Origin of the sequence: Nocardia tenerifensis NBRC 101015 (genome assembly GCF_000308715.1) — a bacterium.
Taxonomy (GTDB): Bacteria; Actinomycetota; Actinomycetes; order Mycobacteriales; family Mycobacteriaceae; genus Nocardia; species Nocardia tenerifensis.
The window spans coordinates 29099-49542 of sequence record NZ_BAGH01000160.1; the positions used below are offsets into that span (position 1 = coordinate 29099).

Annotated in this window: 22 protein-coding genes and 1 pseudogene; 14 read left to right on the top strand and 9 right to left on the bottom strand. The window is 67.2% G+C overall.

Annotated elements, in window-relative coordinates:
- Positions 1 to 18: 18 nt before the first annotated feature.
- Positions 19 to 831, bottom strand: coding sequence for an inositol monophosphatase family protein (locus ON39_RS12805; protein ID WP_040733956.1), 813 nt, complete (start codon positions 829 to 831; stop codon positions 19 to 21).
- Positions 832 to 1088: 257 nt separating this feature from the next.
- Positions 1089 to 1625, bottom strand: a complete 537-nt coding sequence (locus ON39_RS12810; protein WP_040733957.1) for a hypothetical protein — start codon at positions 1623 to 1625, stop codon at positions 1089 to 1091.
- 124 nt (positions 1626 to 1749) lie between these two features.
- On the opposite strand from ON39_RS12810, the gene ON39_RS48725 reads away from it, so the two are divergent.
- Positions 1750 to 2163, top strand: a complete 414-nt coding sequence (locus ON39_RS48725; RefSeq protein WP_146251343.1) for a hypothetical protein — start codon at positions 1750 to 1752, stop codon at positions 2161 to 2163.
- Positions 2164 to 2393: 230 nt separating this feature from the next.
- Here the strand turns inward: ON39_RS48725 and ON39_RS12815 are convergent, their stop codons facing one another.
- From ON39_RS12815 to ON39_RS12830, 4 genes are all read right to left on the bottom strand, one after another.
- Positions 2394 to 2633 (bottom strand): hypothetical protein, encoded by a 240-nt coding sequence (locus ON39_RS12815; RefSeq protein WP_040733959.1) that lies wholly within the window; start codon positions 2631 to 2633, stop codon positions 2394 to 2396.
- Positions 2634 to 2989: 356 nt separating this feature from the next.
- Positions 2990 to 3736: a hypothetical protein gene (locus ON39_RS12820; protein ID WP_040733961.1), complete on the bottom strand. Its 747-nt coding sequence runs from the start codon at positions 3734 to 3736 to the stop codon at positions 2990 to 2992.
- Positions 3737 to 4170: 434 nt separating this feature from the next.
- Entirely contained in the window at positions 4171 to 5058 is an 888-nt protein-coding gene (locus ON39_RS12825) for an LLM class flavin-dependent oxidoreductase (protein WP_246003180.1), read from the bottom strand.
- Between the two features lie 176 nt (positions 5059 to 5234).
- Positions 5235 to 5816, bottom strand: a complete 582-nt coding sequence (locus ON39_RS12830; RefSeq protein WP_040733962.1) for a TetR/AcrR family transcriptional regulator — start codon at positions 5814 to 5816, stop codon at positions 5235 to 5237.
- Positions 5817 to 5919: 103 nt separating this feature from the next.
- Between ON39_RS12830 and ON39_RS12835 the strand changes: the two genes are divergently transcribed.
- Together ON39_RS12835 and ON39_RS12840 are read left to right on the top strand one after the other, a co-directional pair.
- Positions 5920 to 6126 carry a hypothetical protein gene (locus tag ON39_RS12835; protein WP_040733964.1) on the top strand — a complete coding sequence of 69 codons (207 nt, stop codon included), beginning with the start codon at positions 5920 to 5922 and terminating at the stop codon, positions 6124 to 6126.
- Between the two features lie 93 nt (positions 6127 to 6219).
- The gene (locus ON39_RS12840) at positions 6220 to 7716 is read left to right on the top strand and encodes a carboxylesterase/lipase family protein (protein ID WP_157195451.1); all 1497 of its coding nucleotides are present in this window, start codon (positions 6220 to 6222) and stop codon (positions 7714 to 7716) included.
- Between the two features lie 29 nt (positions 7717 to 7745).
- On the opposite strand, the pseudogene ON39_RS12845 reads toward ON39_RS12840, so the two are convergent.
- Positions 7746 to 8626 (bottom strand): annotated as a pseudogene (locus ON39_RS12845) (Vgb family protein).
- Positions 8627 to 9050: 424 nt separating this feature from the next.
- Here ON39_RS12845 and ON39_RS12850 point away from each other — a divergent pair.
- Positions 9051 to 10031, top strand: a complete 981-nt coding sequence (locus tag ON39_RS12850; RefSeq protein ID WP_246003179.1) for an NAD(P)-dependent alcohol dehydrogenase — start codon at positions 9051 to 9053, stop codon at positions 10029 to 10031.
- Between the two features lie 64 nt (positions 10032 to 10095).
- Here the strand turns inward: ON39_RS12850 and ON39_RS12855 are convergent, their stop codons facing one another.
- Entirely contained in the window at positions 10096 to 10497 is a 402-nt protein-coding gene (locus tag ON39_RS12855) for a Dabb family protein (RefSeq protein ID WP_040733972.1), read from the bottom strand.
- 112 nt (positions 10498 to 10609) lie between these two features.
- Here ON39_RS12855 and ON39_RS12860 point away from each other — a divergent pair, with 112 nt between their 5' ends.
- The 9 genes from ON39_RS12860 (at position 10610) to ON39_RS12900 (ending at position 18731) form a co-directional block, all read left to right on the top strand.
- Positions 10610 to 11236, top strand: coding sequence for a TetR/AcrR family transcriptional regulator (locus ON39_RS12860; protein WP_040733974.1), 627 nt, complete (start codon positions 10610 to 10612; stop codon positions 11234 to 11236).
- A gap of 202 nt (positions 11237 to 11438) precedes the next feature.
- Positions 11439 to 11918 (top strand): pantetheine-phosphate adenylyltransferase, encoded by a 480-nt coding sequence (gene coaD, locus ON39_RS12865; RefSeq protein ID WP_040733976.1) that lies wholly within the window; start codon positions 11439 to 11441, stop codon positions 11916 to 11918.
- 89 nt (positions 11919 to 12007) lie between these two features.
- Positions 12008 to 12604 carry a hypothetical protein gene (locus ON39_RS12870; protein ID WP_255219264.1) on the top strand — a complete coding sequence of 199 codons (597 nt, stop codon included), beginning with the start codon at positions 12008 to 12010 and terminating at the stop codon, positions 12602 to 12604.
- Between the two features lie 68 nt (positions 12605 to 12672).
- Entirely contained in the window at positions 12673 to 13734 is a 1062-nt protein-coding gene (gene argC / locus ON39_RS12875) for an N-acetyl-gamma-glutamyl-phosphate reductase (RefSeq protein ID WP_040733979.1), read from the top strand.
- Positions 13735 to 13748: 14 nt separating this feature from the next.
- A complete protein-coding gene (gene argJ / locus ON39_RS12880; RefSeq protein ID WP_174412523.1) occupies positions 13749 to 14957 on the top strand; it encodes a bifunctional glutamate N-acetyltransferase/amino-acid acetyltransferase ArgJ in 1209 nt (402 codons plus the stop codon).
- Positions 14954 to 15886: an acetylglutamate kinase gene (gene argB, locus ON39_RS12885; RefSeq protein ID WP_040733983.1), complete on the top strand. Its 933-nt coding sequence runs from the start codon at positions 14954 to 14956 to the stop codon at positions 15884 to 15886. Before argJ ends, argB begins: the two co-directional genes overlap by 4 nt.
- The gene (locus tag ON39_RS12890) at positions 15883 to 17106 is read left to right on the top strand and encodes an acetylornithine transaminase (protein WP_040733985.1); all 1224 of its coding nucleotides are present in this window, start codon (positions 15883 to 15885) and stop codon (positions 17104 to 17106) included. The genes argB and ON39_RS12890 overlap by 4 nt, the downstream gene beginning before the upstream one ends.
- Complete coding sequence (argF, locus tag ON39_RS12895; protein WP_040733988.1) at positions 17103 to 18056, top strand: ornithine carbamoyltransferase; 954 nt, start codon at positions 17103 to 17105, stop codon at positions 18054 to 18056. The genes ON39_RS12890 and argF overlap by 4 nt, the downstream gene beginning before the upstream one ends.
- A gap of 159 nt (positions 18057 to 18215) precedes the next feature.
- The gene (locus ON39_RS12900) at positions 18216 to 18731 is read left to right on the top strand and encodes an arginine repressor (RefSeq protein WP_085998168.1); all 516 of its coding nucleotides are present in this window, start codon (positions 18216 to 18218) and stop codon (positions 18729 to 18731) included.
- Between the two features lie 6 nt (positions 18732 to 18737).
- Here the strand turns inward: ON39_RS12900 and ON39_RS48730 are convergent, their stop codons facing one another.
- Positions 18738 to 18896, bottom strand: coding sequence for a hypothetical protein (locus tag ON39_RS48730; protein WP_157195452.1), 159 nt, complete (start codon positions 18894 to 18896; stop codon positions 18738 to 18740).
- Positions 18897 to 19153: 257 nt separating this feature from the next.
- Here ON39_RS48730 and ON39_RS12905 point away from each other — a divergent pair, with 257 nt between their 5' ends.
- The gene (locus ON39_RS12905; protein WP_040733990.1) at positions 19154 to 20356 is read left to right on the top strand and encodes an argininosuccinate synthase; all 1203 of its coding nucleotides are present in this window, start codon (positions 19154 to 19156) and stop codon (positions 20354 to 20356) included.
- Positions 20357 to 20444: the final 88 nt, after the last annotated feature.

A 20444-nucleotide genomic window follows, 5' to 3' on the forward strand; every position in this document is an offset into this window, starting at 1 on the left:
TGTGGGTGTGGCAGCCCTTCAGCCGCTGAAGTTCTCGCTGCCGATCTGGGCGGCGATGATTTCCACAAGGGCGGCATGGGTTTCCGCGTCCGCCGCGGCCACCACACCGTACGGTGGAGCGTCCATCGGCTGGCCGAGCAAGCCGGTGACGACGCATCCCGCGGCTCGGCACAACGCGATCCCGCTCGTGAAATGCACGCTGTCACGCAGATCCCCGTCGGAAACGTACGCGGCACGCCGGCCGGCGGCGACCCAGCCGACAGCCAACGTGGTCGACAGGACGCGCGCACCGAAGTCGGCGTGGAACGCCGGATCTCCGAGTAGCCGCGCCGGCTCGAACCCGCCGCTGCCGGGAACCCAATAGTCGAGATTGACCTCTACCAGCCGACTCTCGACCGTAGGCGTCAATCGTGAGTCCAGGCCGTCCCGGCGCAACCAGGCGCCGTCGCCCTCGGTCCAGAACACCTCCTCCGCGAACGGGTCCGCGACGACCGCAGCCGTGATCGTCGAACCGACCCGCGCAGCGATGTTGACGGCCACATGCGGTGTGCCAGTGGCGAAGTTGCGCGTCCCGCACAGCGGATCGATCAACCACACCCGCGCCGCGGCCGCCTCGCCCGTGCCCCCGGATTCCTCGGCAATGAACCGATCCTCGGGACGAGCCGCAGCGAGAATCGCCAGGATGGCCCGCTCGGCAGCAACATCCGCATCGGTAGCGAAATCATTGCGCCCCTTGGCATAACGGGTCATCGGCGCACGAAAGCGCGACCGAATAACCCCACCGGCGGCTTGTGCCGCCACAATCGCCAACTCTCCATCGGTATCACCCACCCCGGCACCCTACTGGCTCCGTCTCCTTGACGGCAGTGGTGGACGGCCAGTGCGACAGCACATCCCAGCTTGTAGTGGCGCGGTCAGCGGCAGAAGCCGACGCTCGAAGAGCACCCCCGCAGCCGACCACAACCCATCGATTCGATCGCCCATTCCGTTTGACTCGTCGATAGGTGCGTCGGCGAAATCGGCTGCTGTGAGGATGCGATCCGTGTCTGACGGTTACATGTACCGGATGAGCACCGTGACCATGCATGTCACGGAATACCCTGATGCTCAGTCCATTTCGCCAAGGCGGCGGGGTGATAGCGCTCGGGGTGTGCGGTCGGGTCGTACTGATCGAGCGGAACACAACTACCGTGCCCGAAGATGGGTAGATCGATGGCCTCAGGGTCGAAAACGGTGTTCGGCGGGCATCTACAGACCATCTGGGTGATGTGGTCGAGGACCAGGTAGCCGGCGGGGTTGTCAGGATCGGGCACCGTGGAGGTGCTCGGCCCTTGCCCGACTGCCGCTGCGAGTCGATCGATGGCTTCTGGATATCCGCCGACCCATCGGCGTGCAAGCTCGATTGATTGAGACTGATCCACCAGGAAGGCGCGCACCCGAGCGCGTTCGGCGGCGTAGCGCGCCAGCTCGATCGGGTCTCGAGTGTGACGCGCCGCATCGTCGATCGCGCAGTGGATTAGCTGCGCGCACAGCCGGGCTAGTTGGTGGAGGTGATCGAGCTCGGTGTCGGACAGCTCGGTGGCCGGTTCCAAGAGGGATCGAATCCCCGGACCGTAGGAGGTCATCTACCGATTCTTGTTTCGGATATGCTGAACCGCAACTACTTCCGTCACGGTGGCGGTCGCACGATGGCAACACAGCCTGGACAGTTTCACGGTCTGCGGTACCGGACCGGGCGGAAGGAATTCTATGGATCCGATGCCACTAACCCGTGATGTGGTCGAATTCTGCTGCGACACATGCGGGGTTGTAGCCGGACGTATCACTCTGACGACCGAGACAGCAAGCAACGGTCGCATTTGGCACAACATCAAGACCTTTTTCGACTGCTCAGGTGGCTATGGGTTGAACGCATCGGTGAATGCGCCGGTCTTCGCGGAACTTCAGCCGCTGCTCGCCGATCCCCCAGCGGCGACCCCTCGGCGGATCTGCAAAGTTAACGAAAACTACGTGCCGTTCTATTGCGCTGAGTGCGATCTTGTCTATTGCATCGATGAATGGGACGACATCAGAGCTGTGATCGACCACACCGACCCGTACGGTTCGTTTGAGGGTGAGAGTGCTCGGTGTCCACACGGACATTGCCGGATGATCTCCAGTTGATACCGGTGGTCGCCGACCATCTCCTCGACCCTGGCCTCTGCCGGATGGGGTTCGGGCCGACACCACACCGGCTCGACGACTTCGCTGATCCAGCCGACAGGGCGGTCGACGCGATTTTCGTGCGTGTTGCCAAGGCGTTGTCGATGCCGTTGATCAAGGTCTCGATCAACGCGCCTTCGAGATCGAATGCTGAGTACGATGTCGGTCGCGCCCGTAGCGACACAGGATGGTCAATTTCCGTGTCGCCGCATCGTGCGGTACAGCAACCAGAGCGCCAGTGCGATCGGTGTGAGCATCGCCGCGGACAGGATTCCGGCGAATATTCCGTAGCCGTGTGGGTCGAAGGTGAGTCCGGTGATGCTGAGGATCACCTCGCCGAGGAGCAGCGCGATCAGGGCGGTGGTGCAGGCGAATGTGGCGAGCACGAGGCGCTGAAGTGTGGTCCGCAGGGCGCTTTTCGGAGTGTTCATATTCGGCTTCGCCGTTACATGGGGTCGGGAGTGGCAGCTGTTGCTGAACAACAAGGGGCCCAGTGTAATTCGGTGCCGACCCTACGGTGGTTCGCAGCAGGTCCATGCGCTCCAACCGTACTCCGGGCTGCGGCGCGGTCCACGCCTGTTCGGCGCTTTCCTTGGTACCGACATCGAAGAGCAACCGCAGTCCGATCACACTCTCGCAGGGGGTGCCGGTCCACAGTTTGAGGACGCCGTCATCGACGCGAAACCCGGCCGCCGGCGGCAACGACGGTGCGAACTGAGCCTTGGTGTCGCACGCCGCGCCCACCGCCGCCATTATGAAAACAGCGCAGGCGACGTGCGGCCAGCTCCTAATAGCCGCCATCGGAGAGTCCCGCCTCTTCCTCGGTCTGGTTGCCGCCGGTGACCTGCTCCCATAGGTAAGAGGCGATGAAGTGGGTGTGGCCTTCGCGCGCCCACTGCTGGGAGTGACGCTCCTCGTGATGCAACAGCCGATCCAGATCGAGATTACCGGGGTACGGGCCCGCGTCGGCGTCGTACCATGCGCGACCCGACGACGCCACCTGTCGAATCTGCTGTGCGGCGTCTTTGGGGTCATCGATGTTCACCATGAACGTGTCACCCCAGGTCGTCCCGGCGTGGTGGCTGAACTGGTCCTGGATGAGGTTTCCACCCAAGCCCATCATCATGCCGTTCGGGGTGGTCGCCAACCGCCCACCGTTGCCGTGCACGAATCGCACGTCCTCGTTGTAGCTCCAGGAGTTCTTCTGTTGCCGGTCGGTGATTCGCCGCAGTTCTTCGGAACTGTACGGAGTCGGTGTGAAGTCGGTCGACTGGCCTTTGGCGCCGTAATCGGTGCCCGCGTTGAGGATATAGGTCATCCGCACCGCTTTGGCGGTGTCGCCTCCGCTGATATTGGTGGGCAGCAAGAAGAAGGACTTGAAGATGCCGTCGCCATCCTCGTCCTCGCGAATCTCTTCCAGTTTCTCGAGAATCTTGAAATCTGCCGGCGTGATGTGGTGTTCGGCCGTGATCTTCTTGATCGTGTCGATCGATACGCCCCTGCGCAAGGCGTTTTCGAGCCACTGCCTGCTCACAGTGCGTGACCGCCTTATACTGGTTGTCTCAATGATGCTGTGCTACAGGCGGTTTCGTGAGGGTCAGTGATGGGGTATGGCCATCGCTACAAGGTCGAGACCGCCGGTATCGAACAATCAGCGGCCCGGCACCGGGCCTGAGCAGCAAGACTGAAACCGGCTCAGGTTCAGAAGGTTTGATGCCTGAGACGGTTCGGATGCCTGAGACGCTATAGGGCTGCTGCGAGCGGCGGGTTATGCGGTCTGAATGAGGTGTTCGGCCGCCGCCCTGGGCGTCGGGAGGCGGGGGTTCGCCCCACGCCGAGCAGCGGGTTATGGCAGAACCCGCCGACGACCTTGGCGCGGAGCTAGCTTAGACAGGTTGTTCAATGTGCGCGTGGTTGCGGTCGTCGGCGGGTTTGGGTAGTGATCGAATTCTGCTGGGGCGCAGGCCGTTAGGTGAAGAGGGCGCGGGTGGCGGGGACTACGTCGCCGATCCAGCGGCGGAGTTGGGTGTCGTCGGAGGACTCGGGCCAGTAGACGAAGGTGTCGAAGCTGGTTTCCGTTGCCAGGTCGGCGAGGATGCGGGCCCAGCCTGCGGCGTCGGTGCGGATGGGTTCTTCGCCGCGGAGGGTGACCGGGCCGGGGGCGTCGGTGATCGTGCCGACGAGCTGTGCCATGCGGGTGATGTCGGCGGGGTTGCGCCCGGCGTCGATGGCGGCGTTGGAGATGATGTCCTGTGTCGCTTGCCATTTCTCGTATGGCAGGTAGTGCGGGATGGGGGCGGCCCACCCGTCGGCGATGCGCCCGGTGAGCGCGTTGGCCTTGGGGCCGACGCTGCCGAACCAGATCCCGACCGGATGCGCGGGCGCGGGTCCGGACTGCACACCCTTCACGGTGTAATGCGCGCCTTCGACTTTCGTTTTCGCGCCGGGATGCCACATGGCGCGGATGATCTCGGTGGCCTCCTCGAGTGCCTGCAGCGCTTCGGGATTCGTGCGCACGGGGCCGCCCATGGCGCGGATGGCGGGCCAGAAGGCGCCCGCGCCCAGGGCGAGCTCGAATCGTCCACCGCTGAGCAGGTCCAGGGTGGCGGCCTGCTTGCCGAGCATCGCGGGGCCGCGCAGGGGCAGGCTCGCCACATCCGGAAACACCCGCAGCCGTTCGGTTTCCGCCAACACGGTGGCGATGACGGCGAAGGTGTCGGCCAGCCCGCCGGAGTACGGGTGGTCCTGAATGCCGAGCAGGTCGAGACCCTCCCGGTCGGCCACCTTGGCCATCGCGCGCAGGTGCGGCAGCTCGGTTGCCGTCGGCGCCCACTGAATACCGAATCGCAAAATCACCTCGTGATCATGCCAGTCGGATGCGCGGGTGATGATCTTGACGCCAGTGAGTGCGGCGCGCGGCCCGTTCGCTGATCAATTCGCGTGCGGAGCGGCGGGCGGAGGTGACAAGCGCTGCGATTCGCAGCCCAGGCATCCGTCGTTTTGAACCTTGGTTGCGGAAAGCGGACGGGCGGTCAGGCCGATGTGATCTGGTCCAGTCTGGTGAGCGCGATTCGCTCCGCCTGTTCCGCAGTGAGATTGCCCGTGAGGACCAGGTCGGCGAGGCCCACGGTCAGCGCGATCAGTTCGCGAGCGAGGTCAGGTTCGCCGCCGAGCAGCGTTCGGGCCAGTTCGATCAGTCCGTCGTAGCCCTCGGTGACCTGCGCGGCGAGGTGGGGGCGCGGGCGTGCGTAGGCCTCGAAGGACTGCATGATGCGGTGGAGTCGGCAGTCGTCCTCGCTGTGCGGAATCATCTCGGTGAGTACTGCGCGCAGTGTCGCGACAGGTTCTCGAGGGGTCTGTGTCAGTCGGTCGCGGACGCGGTCGCCGCCGAGGGTGGTGATGGTGGTGAAGGCGGCGGTGAGCAGGTCGTCCTTGCTGGAGAAGTAGTGCTGCACCCGGCCGATGGACACGCCGGCGCGTTGTGCGACGTTTCGGATGCTGACCTGCTCGGCCCCGTCGGTATCGATGATCGCGAATACCGCGTCGAGGATGGCTCGTCGCCGCTCGTCGTGTGCGGCACCCAAGCCGCGTGTGGCCGTTCCCGCCTTACTCACACCCGGCACCTTTCCGAAACGATCGTATTGATTTGACCTTAGTCCACTGCCGGCGCTACCGTGACCAGCAAAGCAATACGAGTGTATTGATAAAGGAGGCGTGATGCTGGAAGCCGTCGGACTGCTCCTGCTCATTCAGGGGGTGGGTGGCCTGATCAACAACCTCGCGGGCGGCTCGGAGAGTTGGTTCCTGCTGAACTATCTCGACCTACCCCCGTGGGCGCGCCTGACGGGGCACGTGCTCGCGATCGGGATCGGTGGTTCGATCCTGCTGTGGCGCAAGGTGTTCCGAAGTCCGAGAGTGATGTGACTTATGCGCACTGCTCACTTCCGAGGCGCGTCACTGTTGTTGGCGGCTCTACTGCTGACCCTCTCGTGCGGAGATGAGGATTCCGGGCCGTCCGTGCGAACCGATCTCGGCGTCGTGCGTGGCACCGCATTCTCCGATCATTTGGAGTACCAGGGGATTCCGTACGCGGCGCCGCCCGTCGGCGAGCTGCGCTGGCACTCGCCGCAGCCGCATGCGGGCTGGAGTGGCGTCCGGACAGCCACCGAACCCGGCGGGCGGTGTGCGCAATTCGCGTCCGCCAGTGGAACGCCGGCCAGTGACAGCGAGGACTGCCTCTATCTCAATGTCACGACACCCGTTGGCGCCCAAGGTGAACGTCTGCCGGTGATGGTGTGGCTACATGGCGGCGGTTTCGTCGAAGGTTCGGGCGCCGAGTACGACCCGCGTCGCCTGTCGGCAAGGGGACGGGTTGTCGTGGTGACCGTCAACTACCGGCTCGGGATCTTCGGGAACTTCGCCTATCCCGGATTGACAGGGTCGGGTGCGTACGGGCTGGAGGATCAGCAGGCCGCGCTGCGATGGGTGCGTCGCAATGCGGCCGCGTTCGGCGGGGATCCGGACAACGTCACGCTGTTCGGTCAGTCGGCGGGCGGTGAGAGCGTGTGCGCTCAGCTCGCGTCGCCCGGTGCGCGAGGGCTCTTTCAGCGCGCCGTCATTCAGAGTTCGATGTGCACCACCAAGATTCCCGCGAATGCTCTGGCGCCGGGACTGCCGACCACCTCTCCCTGGGAGAACCCGGCGAGCGCGGCCGCGCGCGGCGAAAGTGTTGCCACCGAACTGTATTGCGCCGGACCCGCCGCTGTGGCGTGTCTGCGTAGCCATGCCACCGCCGATCTGATGCCGTTGTTCGGCACGTTCGCGGGATTGTCTTATGGAAGTCCTACGTTGCCGGATGACCCGTCCAGGGTGTTGGCCGAGGGCGGCGCGCAGCCAATTCCAGTGCTGTCCGGGACAACTCGCGATGAGACGACCTATCTTCAGGCCCTCGATCCGTCGAGTGCCTCGACCATGACCGCCGAGCGGTACCACGGCTACCTCGCCGACGCTTTCGCCGCCGATGCCGATGCCGTGGCACACCGATACCCGATGCGAGCGTCCGAGCCGCCCAGCCGAACCTGGGCATCGGTCACCACCGACAGCGCGTTCGCCTGTCCCACCCTCGAGCGCGATCGCCGGTTCGCCGCTCATGTGCCCACTTACAGTTACGAATTCGCCGACGCGTCGGTTCCGCCCGTTCTTCCCGAGCCCGGCTACCCATTGGGGGCGTACCACTCCGCCGATGCGTACTACCTGTTCGACATGCGACACGGCGCTATCGGACCCGAGTTGAACGCGCAACAGCGGCGTTTGAGCGATCTGATGATCGACTATTGGACGAACTTCGCCCGCACCGGAAATCCCAACGGTGAACGTCTTCCCGCTTGGCCCGCAACGGAACCGGGTGCGACGGTGTTGCCGGCGCTCACCACCTCAGGAGAAGGAGTTCAGCTCATCGACTTCGATCGCGAACATCAATGCTCGTTCTGGGCCGAGGTCGCTGCCTTGCGTTGACGGGAGGTACGTGAGGCAGGGACCGGCGGTTACGGTGCGATGCGGGCGACCGCTCCGGTTTCCAATGCCGTCCACACTGCTCCGTCGGGGCCGACGGTGAGGCCGTGGGGTTCGGATTCCGGTGTGGGCAAGTCGTATTCGGTGATGGCGCCGGTCGGGGTGATCCGGCCCAGGCGGTTGGCGCCCCATTCGGTGAACCAGCAGTCGCCGGAGGGCAGGGCGGTGATGGCGTGTGGCTTCGCGGTCGGGTCGGGGAGCGGGAACATGCGGATGGCGCCGTCCACGGCGATGCGGCCGACTCGGCCGGCGGCGATGTCGACGAACCACAGGGCGTCGTCCGCGCCGCGGGTGAGGCCGACCGGTGCGCCGGGGCCGGGAAGCGGGTGAAGCGTGGTTTCGCCGTCGAGGTCGATGCGTCCGATGGCGTTGGCCCGGTTGAGGGTGAACCATACGGCGTCGTCGGGACCGCACGCGATCATGGACGGGAAGGCGCCCTGCCCGGGAGGTCGAAGTGGGTGATCCGGCCGTCGAGGGTGATCCTGCCGATGCGATCGGTGTGCATCTGGGTGAACCACATCGACTCGTCTGGGCCGGCGCAGATGCCGAACGGTCCGCTGCCCGAAGGCAATTCGAACTCGGACTGCTCGCCGTCGAGGGTGATGCGGCCGATGCGGTCGTCGCCGGATCGCGTGAACCACAGGGCCTCGTCCGCACCCGCGGCGATGATGCTGGGTCCGAGCCCGGTGGGGTATCGGTCGACGGCGCCGTCGACGGTCAGGCGGGCGATCTCGCCGCTGTGGACAAGGGTGAGCCACAGCGCGCCGTCGCCGCCCGTGGTGATCGCGTAGGGGCCCGCGTCGCCGTCGGTCACCGAGAACTCCTGCACGACAGCATCATCGGCGCGTTGCATCGTTGATCACCCTTCCTTCAGCTTCGATCCGGCGCCGGGGCGGGCATCAGGCCGAATCGCTGTGCGCCGCCGGGGTGTGTCTGTGTCACCGGTCAGCACTGTGCACGCCCATACCGTCACAACGCAACTCGCGGGTACTGCCGGTCGCCGAGGGCAGTCGTGGCCCTGCTGGTGCACCAGCAGGGCATGTCCGTTACGTCAGCAGTTCTTCACGAAGCGGTGGGACGCGCCGCGGTCCTGGTAGCGGGCATCAGAGCCGACTTCGATGGGGCATATAGCGGGAGGCTATATTATCGGGCCTGGGTAACGCGCTGGGGCACGCCGTGTTCGAGGGAAGTCGGCGTCTTGCGCCGGTTGGTGGAACGCACTGGAAGCGAGCGCATTTCGTGCGACGCGAGACGGTCTACCGCATAGACTCCGCTGCATGCCAGGCCTTCGCTCGACGAACCTCATGAAGGCGGTCGTGTACGACCGCTACGGTGGACCCGAGGTGCTGTCGATCGCGGAGATCCCGCGACCCTCGCCGGGGCCGAAACAGGTTCTCCTGCAGGTGCATGCGACGTCGATCAACCTCTCCGACTGGGAGACGCTGCTGGGGACGCCGCTGTATTCGCGCATCGGCGGGCTGCGGGCGCCGCGACGACCGGTGCTCGGATCCGATATCGCCGGGCGGGTCGAGGCCGTCGGCTCCGAGGTCACTCTGTTCGCGCCGGGTGATCAGGTCTACGGCGACAACCTCACGCTCAAGGGTGGTTTCGCGGAGTACGCGGTGGCGCCGGAGTCGGCGCTGGCCCATAAACCGGCGTCGCTCAGCTTCGCCGAAGCGTCGACCTTGCCGCAGGCGGCGGCGATCGCCACACAGGGCACGGCCGATATCGCATCCGGAATGTCGGTGTTGATCAACGGTGCCGGGGGCGGGTCGGGGGCGTTCGCGATCCAGCTGGCCAAGGCAGCGGGGGCGCACGTCACCGCGGTGGACAACGCGGACAAACTTGCGTTCATGCGCAGCCTCGGCGCCGATGAGGTGATCGACTATCGCACTACGGATTTCACCCGGACCGGGCCCTACGATCGGGTGCTCGACCTCGTCGCGCACCGGTCGGTCTTCGCCTACCGCAGATGCGTCTCGCGCGGCGGTCGCTACCGCTGCGTCGGCGGCACCACGCGCGCTTTGCTGCGGATGGCGACGGTCGGTGTGGTCGCGGGCAGGGTGACCGGCCGCAGGCTCGGGGTCCTCGCCGTCAAGGAAGGTCCCGCGCATTTCACACCCCTCGCGGAGTTGTGCGTCTCGGGCCGGATCGATATCCACATCGATCGTCGCTTCCCCCTCGACGAGACCGCGGCCGCGCTGGAGTATGCCGGTACGGGTCACGCTCTCGGCAAAGTGGTGGTCGAAATTCGCTGAGGTCCGTTGTGTCGCAGCGCATCTCTCGCTGGCGGACCAATCGCGCCGCCTGGATCGCCCCGGCTCAGGCGATGCTCACCTCCGGAATGGTTTCCATCAACCGCGCCCACTCGGGGTACATCGCGAGCTTGCGCTCATGCATCGCCATGATTTTGGCGCCGAGCTCGGGGTCGAGGTCGTCGGAGGCGTCCGGGCCGATGGCGATGCGGGCCAGGTGCGGGATGATCTCGGGGTCGCCGGCCAGGTGGATCGGGTCGTGCATGTAGCGCTCGAGGGCCGAGAGGTCTTCGATGCCGACGCAGTAGCCGTACTCGTACCCTGCCGCCGGATCGCCGAGGTGCTGGCCGACTACCGAGAAGGACACCGATTCGATGGCGGCGGTGCGCCGCAGTACCGCGAGAACGTCGGCCTTCTGTTCCTCGGTGGTGCCTTCGCGGAATCCGAAACGTAGCTGGTGAACGATCATGAGTGCCTCCAGAATTGAACTCGCTGGTTCAGTCAAGCGATCTGGTTGGTCAACATAGCACGAGTTGAACCCGTCGGTTCAAGTAAGAAGATCGGTGGGTTAACATGAGCCGGTGCGGAAAGCCGCGGCTACCAACGGCCGGATCGACAAGCGTCAAGCCATCCTCGACGCGGCCTTCGTCGTATTCGCGCGACGCGGTTACGGGCAGGCCTGCGTGCAGGAGATCGCCGACGAAGCGGGCGTCGCCAAGCCCACCGTCTACAACCACCTCAACGACAAGGAAACGCTCTTCCGCCATGCCGTCGAAGCGGTCGCGGACGCGATCGGCGGGCAATGTCTCGAAGCGCTCTCTCCGCTACGCGCCACCGACGCGAGTCTGCCTGCCGCACTGGAGGATTCGGCCTTACGACTACTGCGCATCCACGCGGGAGAGCGCGCCCGATCGCTGCGATCACTGACCTACGCCCAACTGCCCGTCTTCCCGGACTTGATCGACACGGTCCACGACCGCACATCCCGCCTTCTCGTAGAAGCATTGAGCGATCGACTGGCCAGGCACATGCTCGCCGGACGACTGCGCACCGTCGATCCCGCGCTGGCGGCCGAGCAATTCCTCGCCCTTCTCACAGGGCCACTGGAAACTCGCACCGGAACCCGCAAGCCCACCCCATCCCAGCTGCGCGCGTTGGCCGAAGCTGCGGTCGACACATTCCTGCGTGCCTACGGAACCGACACTTGAGCCGCCCTTCAGAATTCACGAGCGCCTCGACAGTCGTTCGGCGACAACGCCGATCGCGCGTGGGGCAGGAATTGCTGAGTGCGCGTTGGCGGTCCGGACGCGACCAGGCGTATGTCGTTGCCGTGCACGATCAGCGCGGGTCGTGGCCTCCCGCAGCGGCTTCGGCGCGTGACGCGACTCCGTCGCGGTATCTTCTATAGCCATGGCACGAGCCCTGTGCACCGGGTCGTTCGACCCCGTGACGAACGGCCATATCAATGTGTTCGAGCGGGCGGCGGCCCAGTTCGAGGAGCTCGTGGTCACCGTCATGGTCAACCCGAACAAGCGGACGATGTTCGCGCTCGACGAGCGTCTCGAGATGCTGCGCGAGGTGACCTCTCACATCGGGAATGTGCGCGTGGAGTCCTGGCAGGGGCTGCTGGTGGACTTCGCGCGCGAGCAGGAGATCACGGTGATCGTTAAGGGACTGCGCGGCAACGACTTCGACTACGAGCGGCCCATGGCGCGGATGCATCGCGCGCTCGCCGGCCTGGACACCCTCTTCGTCGCCAGCGATCCGGCTTACGGGTCCGTATCCAGTTCGTTGGTCAAAGAAGTCGCGGCGTCGGGTGGTGAGGTAGTCGATATGGTGCCGTCGGCTGTGCACGGTCGGTTGCTGATGCGACTGGGAGAGGTCGGTTAGCGACTGGAACATCGGTGCTTCGGTATCGTTCGGACATGTCGCGATCTGTTGGTTCCGGCCGGGCGAAGGTTACTGCTGAGGATTTGGGGGTGGCGGTTCGGTTGGCGGTTGGGGTGTTGGGGGAGGCGGGGGCGGGGGCCTGGGAGGGGAAGGCCGGGTCGCTGGAGTGGGATTGCTGGGAGACGGTCGAGCATCTCAGTGATGATCTGTTCGCGTACGCGGTGCAGTTGGGGCCTGCTGCGCCGCCGCTGGATCGGGAAGTTCCGTTTGTGTGGGAGAGTCGCAGGCCGGGTGGGCCGGCGAACGCGGTGCACGCGGATCGGTCGGCGGGGGCGGCGGGGCTGCTTCAGGTGCTGGAGGCGAGTGGGGCGCTGCTGGTCGCCATGGTGCGGACCACGCCGCCGGAGACGATCGCGTATCACGGGTTCGGCAACTCGGATCCCGAGGGTTTCGCCGCGATGGGCATCGTGGAGACCCTGGTGCACACCTATGACCTCGCGGAGGGGCTGGGCCTGACCTGGAATCCGCCGGCCGAGCTGTGTTCGCGGGTCCTGGCCCGGCTGTTCCCGGACGCGCCGCGAGATACGGACCCGTGGACGACCCTGCTGTGGGCTACCGGACGCGCCGAACTGCCAGGCCACGCGAGGCTCACTACGTGGCGATGGGACGGCACACCTCGTTCGTGAGCCGGGGCTACGGTGGAACTGACGCCCCACCCTGTGAATGAGATTGCATAGTCGTGCATAATCATCACATGGTTGATTCGGAGCCGAACGGGCCCGCCCTTCGGGTCGCGGTGGCCGGCGCGAGCGGGTATGCGGGCGGAGAAGTGCTGCGTCTACTGCTGGGGCACCCGGCGTATCGAGCGGGCCTCCTCGAGATCGGGGCGCTGACGGCCGGTGCGAACGCGGGCAGCACGCTGGGTGAATTGCAGCCGCACCTGCTGCCGCTGGCGGATCGAGTGCTCGCGCCGACGAGCATCGAGGAGCTGGCGGGCCACGACGTGGTGTTCCTCGGCCTGCCGCACGGCCAGTCCGCGGCCATCGCCGAGCAACTGCCCGAGTCGACGGTGATCATCGACTGCGGCGCGGACTTCCGGCTGACCGACCCGAAGGCGTGGGAGAAGTACTACGGCAGCGCGCACGCGGGCAGCTGGCCGTACGGTCTGCCCGAGCTGCCGGGCGGCCGCGACAAGCTGCGCGGCGCGGCCCGGATCGCGGTGCCGGGCTGCTACCCCACGGTGGCCAGCCTCGCGCTGGCGCCTGCCGTGGCGGCGGGGATCGTCGAGCCGCGGGTGAATGTCGTTGCGGTGAGCGGAGCCTCGGGCGCCGGACGCAAGCTCGACATCGGGCTGCTCGGCTCGGAGGTGATGGGTTCGGCGCGTGCCTACGGCATCGCGGGCGCGCACCGGCACACCCCGGAGATCACCCAGAACCTCTCCGCCGTAGGCGGTGTCGACGTCGCCGTGTCGTTCACGCCGGTGCTCGCGCCGATGCCGCGCGGCATCCTGGCGACCTGCACGGCGCCGACGACGGTGTCGGCCGAAGAGGCGCGCGCCGTCTACGAAAAAGCTTATGCCGAAGAACCTTTCGTGCACCTCCTGCCGGAAGGCGCACTGCCGCAGACCGGTGCGGTGCTCGGTTCCAACGCCGTCGCCCTCCAGGTGGCGGTGGACGCCGACGCGGGCCTGCTCGTGGTGATCGGCGCGATCGACAACTTGACCAAGGGCACCGCGGGCGCCGCGGTGCAATCCATGAACCTGGCCGTCGGATTCGACGAGACCGCAGGACTTTCCACCGTAGGAGTGGCACCGTGACGACATCCGCCGCGATATCGACCGACAAGGGCAAGCTGGTGCGCAACCAGGGCGTGACCGGGCCGCTCGGCTTCCGCGCGGCGGGCATCGCGGCGGGCATCAAGGCGAGCGGAAAGCCCGACCTGGCACTGGTTTTCAACGAGGGCCCGGAGTACGCCGCGGCGGGCGTGTTCACCCGCAACAAGGTGAAGGCCGCCCCGGTGCTGTGGTCGCAGCAGGTGCTCTCCGGCGGGCGCCTGCGCGCGGTGATCCTCAACTCCGGCGGCGCGAACGCGTGCACCGGTGCAGGCGGCTTCCAGGACACGCACAAGACGGCCGAGGAACTCGCTGCGGCACTGAGCAATTGGGGCTCCGAGACCGGCGCCGGCGAGATCGCGGTCTGCTCGACGGGCCTGATCGGCGACCGGCTGCCGATGGACAAGCTCGTCCCGGCGATCACCGAGATCGTGCACGAGATGGGCGGCGGACTCTCCGGCGGCCTCGACGCGGCCCACGCCATCATGACCACCGACACGGTGCCGAAGGAGGCCGCGTTCCACCACCGCGACAAGTGGAACGTCGGCGGCATGGCCAAGGGTGCGGGCATGCTCGCCCCCTCGCTGGCCACCATGCTCGTGGTGCTGACCACCGACGCCGTCGCCACCCCCGAACAGCTGGACCGGGCGCTGCGCAACGCGACCGCGCGCACGTTCGACCGGCTCGACGTCGACGGCTCCTGCTCCACCAATGACACGGTGCTGCTGCTCGCCAACGGCGCGAGCGAGGTCACGCCGAGCCAGGACGACCTCGACGCGGCCGTCCTCGCGGTCTGCGACGACCTGGCCGCCCAGCTGATGGCCGACGCCGAGGGCGTCACCAAGCGGGTGCTGGTGACGGTCGCGAGCGCGGCGAACGAGGAGGAGGCGGTCGCGGCGGCGCGCACCGTCGCCCGCGACAGTCTGGTCAAGACGGCGCTTTTCGGCTCCGACCCGAACTGGGGCCGCGTGCTCGCCGCGGTCGGCATGGCGCCGGTCACCCTCGACCCGAATCGGATCTCGGTGTCATTCAACGGAAATCCCGTCTGCGTCGACGGCGTCGGCGCGCCGGGCGCCCGCGAGGTCGACCTGTCCGGCATGGACATCGAGGTCCGCATCGAGTTGAATGTCGGTGACGCACAGGCGACTATCCGCACCACCGACCTCTCGCACGGCTACGTCGAAGAGAATTCGGCCTACAGCTCATGAGCGGCCAACTGCGCCACGAGCTTTCGGCGCTGGACAAGGCGCACATCCTGGCCGACGCGCTGCCCTGGCTGCAGAAGTTCCGGGACAAGGTCGTCGTCGTGAAGTTCGGCGGCAACGCCATGATCGACCCGGAGCTCGAGCGGGCGTTCGCCGCCGACATGGCCTTCCTGCGCACCGTCGGCGTGCATCCGGTCGTCGTGCACGGCGGCGGGCCGCAGATCAGCGCCATGCTGAAGAAGCTCGGCCTGGAGGGCGAGTTTCGCGGCGGATTCCGGGTGACCACGCCCGAGGTGATGGATGTCGTGCGAATGGTGCTGTTCGGGCAGGTCGGACGCGAGCTGGTCGGGCTCGTCAACGCGCACGGCCCGTACGCGGTCGGCATCTCCGGTGAGGACGCCGGCCTGTTCACCGCGACCCGCCGCACGGTCGAGGTCGACGGCGAGCCGACCGATATCGGCCTGGTCGGGGACGTCACCTCGGTCAACCCGGACGCCGTGCTCGACCTGATCGGCGCGGGCCGCATCCCGGTGGTGTCCACCATCGCGCCGGACGCGGACGGCGTGGTGCACAACATCAACGCCGATACCGCCGCCGCCGCGCTCGCCGAGGGCATCGGCGCGGAGAAGCTGGTGGTGCTGACCGACGTCGAGGGCCTCTACACCGACTGGCCGGACCGGTCCTCGCTGATCACCCGCATCGACACCGCGGCGCTCGCGGAGTTGCTGCCGCGCCTGGACGCGGGCATGGTGCCCAAGATGGAGGCCTGCCTGCGCGCCGTACAAGGCGGGGTGCCGACCGCGCACGTCATCGACGGCCGCGTCCCGCACGCCGTGCTGCTGGAACTGTTCACCGGAGAAGGAATCGGAACGATGGTGACGCCCGCTTCGTCCTCGAACGGGGCGGGCTCGCCGGACGGAACGAGAATATGAGCACAGACCAAGAACTCCAGACGCGGTGGAACGCCGCGATGATGAACAACTACGGCACCCCGAAGATCACCCTCGTGCGCGGGTCGGGCGCGGTGGTCTACGACGCGGACGGCAACCGCTACGTCGACTTCCTCGGCGGCATCGCGGTGAACAGCCTCGGCCACGCACACCCGGCCATCCTGGCCGCGGTCACCGAGCAGCTCGGCACGCTCGGGCACACCTCCAATCTCTACGCCAACGAGCGGGTGATCGAGCTGGCCGAGCGGCTGCTGGCGCACTTCGCCGACGGCTCGTCGGAGACGGGGCACAGCGGGCGGGCGTTCTTCTGCAACTCCGGCACCGAGGCCAACGAGGCGGCGTTCAAGATCGCGCGGCTGACCGGGCGGACCAAGATCGTCGCGTGCGAGGAGGCGTTCCACGGCCGGACCATGGGTGCGCTCGCGCTCACCGGGCAGGCGGCCAAGCGGACGCCGTTCGAGCCGATGCCCCCCGGCGTCGTGCACGTGCCCTACGGCGACGTCGCCGCACTCGAGGCGGTCGTCGACGAGGACACCGCCGCGGTGTTCCTCGAGCCGATGATGGGGGAGAGCGGCGTCGTCGTTCCGCCCATCGACTACCTGGCCAAGGCGCGCGAGATCACCTCGCGCCACGGCTCGCTGCTGATCCTCGACGAGGTGCAGACCGGCATCGGCCGGACCGGAAAGTTCTACGCGCACCAGGCTTTCGGCATCGTGCCCGACGTGATGACGCTCGCCAAGGGCCTCGGCGGCGGCTTGCCGATCGGCGCGGTGCTCGCCACCGGCCCGGCCGCCGAGCTGCTCACCCCCGGCATGCACGGCACCACCTTCGGCGGCAACCCGGTCTGCGCGGCGGCCGCGCTCGCGGTGCTGCGCACCATCGATGAGCAGGATCTGCTCGCGCACGTGGAGTCGGTCGGCAAGCGGCTCGTCGACGGCATCGAACTGCTCGAGCATCCGCTGATCAAGAACGTGCGCGGGGCCGGGCTGCTGCTGGGCATCGTGCTCACCGACGACGTCTCCGCCCAAATCGAGACGCGCGCACGGGCGGCGGGTTACCTGGTGAATCCGGCCAAGCCCAACGTGATTCGGCTCGCGCCGCCGCTCATCCTCACCGAGGCCCAAGCCGACGGTTTCGTCGCCGACCTGCCGGAGATTCTGGACGGGGCGGCCCAAGACGCGAAGGAGGCTGCGGCGCAATGACTTCAGCACACGCGGTACGGCACTTCCTGCGCGACGACGATGTGAGCCCGGCCGAGCAGGCCGAGATCCTCACTCTCGCGGCCGAACTCAAGCAGGCGCCGTTCTCGCGGCGTCCGCTCGAGGGGCCGCGCGGGGTCGGGGTGATCTTCGAGAAGAACTCCACGCGCACCCGGTTCTCCTTCGAGATGGGCATCGCTCAGCTCGGCGGGCATGCCGTGGTGGTGGACGGGCGCGACACCCAGCTCGGCCGCGAGGAGACCCTCGGCGACACCGGGCGGGTGCTCTCGCGCTACGTCGACGCGATCGTCTGGCGCACCTTCGAGCAGCACCGGCTCGACGAAATGTCCGTCACGGCAACGGTTCCGGTGGTGAACGCGCTGTCCAACGAGTTCCACCCGTGCCAGGTGCTCGCCGACCTGCAGACCCTCGCCGAACGCAAGGGGAACCTGGCCGGGCGCAACCTCACCTACTTCGGCGACGGCGCCAACAACATGGCGCACTCGCTGCTGCTCGGCGGCGTCACCGCGGGACTGAACGTCACCATCGCCGCGCCGCCGGGCTTCGAACCGCTGCCGTGGATCCTGGAGGCCGCCCGCAAACGGGCCGCCGACACCGGCGCGTCCATCACGCTGACCAACGATCCGATGGCCGCGGCCGAGGGCGCGGACGCGCTGGTGACCGACACCTGGACCTCGATGGGCCAGGAGAACGACGGCCTCGACCGGGTCGGCCCGTTCCGCCCATTCCAGGTGAACACCGACCTGCTCGCGCAGGCCCAGCCGGACGCCGTCGTACTGCACTGCCTGCCCGCGCACCGCGGCGAAGAGGTCACCGACGAGGTGCTCGACGGCCCGCACAGTGTGGTGTGGGACGAGGCGGAGAACCGGCTGCACGCGCAGAAGGCGCTGCTGGTGTGGTTGCTGGCCAAGCGAAATGGTGGTGCGGCGTGAGCGAGGGCGGCCGACGATCCGGTGCCGGGGCGCAGTGCGGCGCTGACACGACGGAGCCGAGCGTCAGCGGGGCGCAGTCGTGAGCGAGCGTCAGCGAGTGAACCGAGGGTGCAGCGTGCGGACGCGCACGACGGAGCCGAGCGTCAGCGAGGCGCAGTCGTGAGTGTCGGCCACTCGGAACCCGGCAAGTCCGGCCCGGAGATCGCGCGCACCCGGGCCGGCCGGCAGTCCCGCATCGTCGAACTGCTGACGGCGCACGCGGTCCGCAGTCAGACCGAACTCGCGGCGCTGCTGGCCGCCGAGGGCATCGAGACCACCCAGGCCACGCTGTCGCGTGATCTGGACGAACTCGGCGCGGTCAAGCTGCGTGCCGCCGACGGTGGCGCGGGCGTCTACGTGGTGCCCGAGGATGGCAACCCCATCCGCGGCGTCATCGGCGGCACCGATCGCCTGGCGAAACTCCTCGGCGACCTGCTGGTCTCCACCGATCACAGCGGCAATATCGCCGTCCTGCGCACTCCGCCGGGCGCGGCGCACTATCTGGCCAGCGCGCTGGACCGCGCCGCGCTGCCCTACATCGTGGGCACCATCGCGGGCGACGACACCATCGCCGTCATCGCCCGCGAGCCGCTGACCGGCGCCGAACTGGCCGCGAAGATCGAGGAGATCGCCTGACCGAGGTCAGGAGAACGGGTACTGGCCGCCGCGCGGCGCGCCGTTGCCCGGCGTGCCGACGTTGATGATGTCCTGGATGAGGTCGACGACCGCGCGGCCGACGTCGAGGACGTCGTTGCCGAGGGTGCTGAACTCTCCCGCGACGAGGTGTAGCAGTGCGTTCATGACGTCCGTCCTTCTACCCGCCCGACGATTCCGCTCCCAGGGTCGCACACGGCGCAACGGCGCGCCAAGAGGGTAATTCGCTTGATGTGCACGGGCTTTCGTGAACGACAGGCGGCGGTGGCGACGGTCACCGGACCCCCGTTGTGAATGGGCTTGCATCATCGTGCATAATCATTTGCAGGACGCGCGGGCCGCTGTGGCGGGAAGCCGGTCCGTACTTTCGAACCCGAGCATCGAAACCGAGGAGCACACAGACCATGTCCGAACGCGTCGTACTCGCCTACTCAGGTGGGCTGGACACCTCCGTGGCGATCAGCTGGATCGCCAAGGAGACCGGTGCCGAGGTGGTGGCCGTGGCCATCGACCTGGGCCAGGGCGGCGAGGACATGAATGTGGTGCGACAGCGAGCGCTGGACTGCGGCGCGGTCGAGGCCATCGTGGTCGACGCGCGCGACGAGTTCGCCAACGACTACTGCCTGCCGACCGTTCAGGCGAACGCCCTGTACATGGGCCGCTACCCGCTGGTCTCGGCGATCAGCCGCCCGCTCATCGTCAAGCACCTCGTCGAAGCGGCCAAGTTCCACGGCGCGAGCACCGTCGCGCACGGCTGCACCGGCAAGGGCAACGACCAGGTGCGCTTCGAGGTCGGCATCGGCGCGCTCGCCCCGGACCTGAACGTGATCGCCCCGGTCCGCGACTACGCGTGGACCCGGGAGAAGGCCATCGCCTTCGCCGAGGAGAACTCGCTGCCGATCAACGTCACCAAGAAGTCCCCGTTCTCCATCGACCAGAACGTGTGGGGCCGCGCGGTGGAGACCGGCTTCCTCGAGGACCTCTGGAACGCGCCGACCAAGGACGTCTACGACTACACCGCCGACGCGACGGTCAACTTCGAGGCGCCCGACGAACTGATCATCACCTTCGAGAAGGGCGTGCCGGTCGCCATCGACGGCCGCCAGGTGAGCGTGCTCGAGGCCATCGTCGAGCTGAACCACCGGGCAGGCCGCCAGGGCGTCGGCCGCCTGGACATGGTCGAGGACCGGCTCGTCGGCATCAAGAGCCGCGAGATCTACGAGGCGCCGGGCGCCATCGCGCTGATCACCGCGCACCAGGAGCTCGAGGCGGTCACCGTCGAGCGCGAACTCGGCCGGTACAAGCGGCAGGTCGAGCAGCGCTGGGGCGAGCTGGTGTACGACGGCCTGTGGTTCTCCCCGCTCAAGCGCGCGCTGGACGCGTTCGTCGGCGAGACCCAGGAGCACGTCTCCGGCGACATCCGGATGGTGCTGCACGGCGGCAACGCGGTCGTCAACGGTCGCCGCTCGGAACAGTCGCTCTACGACTTCAACCTGGCCACCTACGACGAGGGCGACACTTTCGACCAGTCGTTGGCCAAGGGTTTCGTGCAGATCCACGGGCTCTCGTCCAAGGTCGCCGCGCGCCGGGACCTGAACCAGAAGTAGGCGCGCCGCCCGGCCTCCGGGTGGGTCGACCGGCAATCGGCGGCCCACTCGGGAAGCAGTCGTAGTCTCGAGGGCGGTCGAGGAATCG

Coding starts and splice junctions, on each gene's coding strand:
- ON39_RS12905 (WP_040733990.1), top strand. CDS start 19,154: ATGTCCGAACGCGTCGTACTCGCCTACTCAGGTGGGCTGGACACCTCC.
- argC (WP_040733979.1), top strand. CDS start 12,673: ATGGTTGATTCGGAGCCGAACGGGCCCGCCCTTCGGGTCGCGGTGGCC.
- ON39_RS12855 (WP_040733972.1), bottom strand. CDS start 10,497: ATGATCGTTCACCAGCTACGTTTCGGATTCCGCGAAGGCACCACCGAG.
- ON39_RS48730 (WP_157195452.1), bottom strand. CDS start 18,896: ATGAACGCACTGCTACACCTCGTCGCGGGAGAGTTCAGCACCCTCGGC.
- coaD (WP_040733976.1), top strand. CDS start 11,439: ATGGCACGAGCCCTGTGCACCGGGTCGTTCGACCCCGTGACGAACGGC.
- ON39_RS12835 (WP_040733964.1), top strand. CDS start 5,920: ATGCTGGAAGCCGTCGGACTGCTCCTGCTCATTCAGGGGGTGGGTGGC.
- ON39_RS12815 (WP_040733959.1), bottom strand. CDS start 2,633: ATGAACACTCCGAAAAGCGCCCTGCGGACCACACTTCAGCGCCTCGTG.
- ON39_RS12810 (WP_040733957.1), bottom strand. CDS start 1,625: ATGACCTCCTACGGTCCGGGGATTCGATCCCTCTTGGAACCGGCCACC.
- ON39_RS12890 (WP_040733985.1), top strand. CDS start 15,883: ATGAGCACAGACCAAGAACTCCAGACGCGGTGGAACGCCGCGATGATG.
- ON39_RS48725 (WP_146251343.1), top strand. CDS start 1,750: ATGGATCCGATGCCACTAACCCGTGATGTGGTCGAATTCTGCTGCGAC.
- argB (WP_040733983.1), top strand. CDS start 14,954: ATGAGCGGCCAACTGCGCCACGAGCTTTCGGCGCTGGACAAGGCGCAC.
- argF (WP_040733988.1), top strand. CDS start 17,103: ATGACTTCAGCACACGCGGTACGGCACTTCCTGCGCGACGACGATGTG.
- ON39_RS12850 (WP_246003179.1), top strand. CDS start 9,051: ATGCCAGGCCTTCGCTCGACGAACCTCATGAAGGCGGTCGTGTACGAC.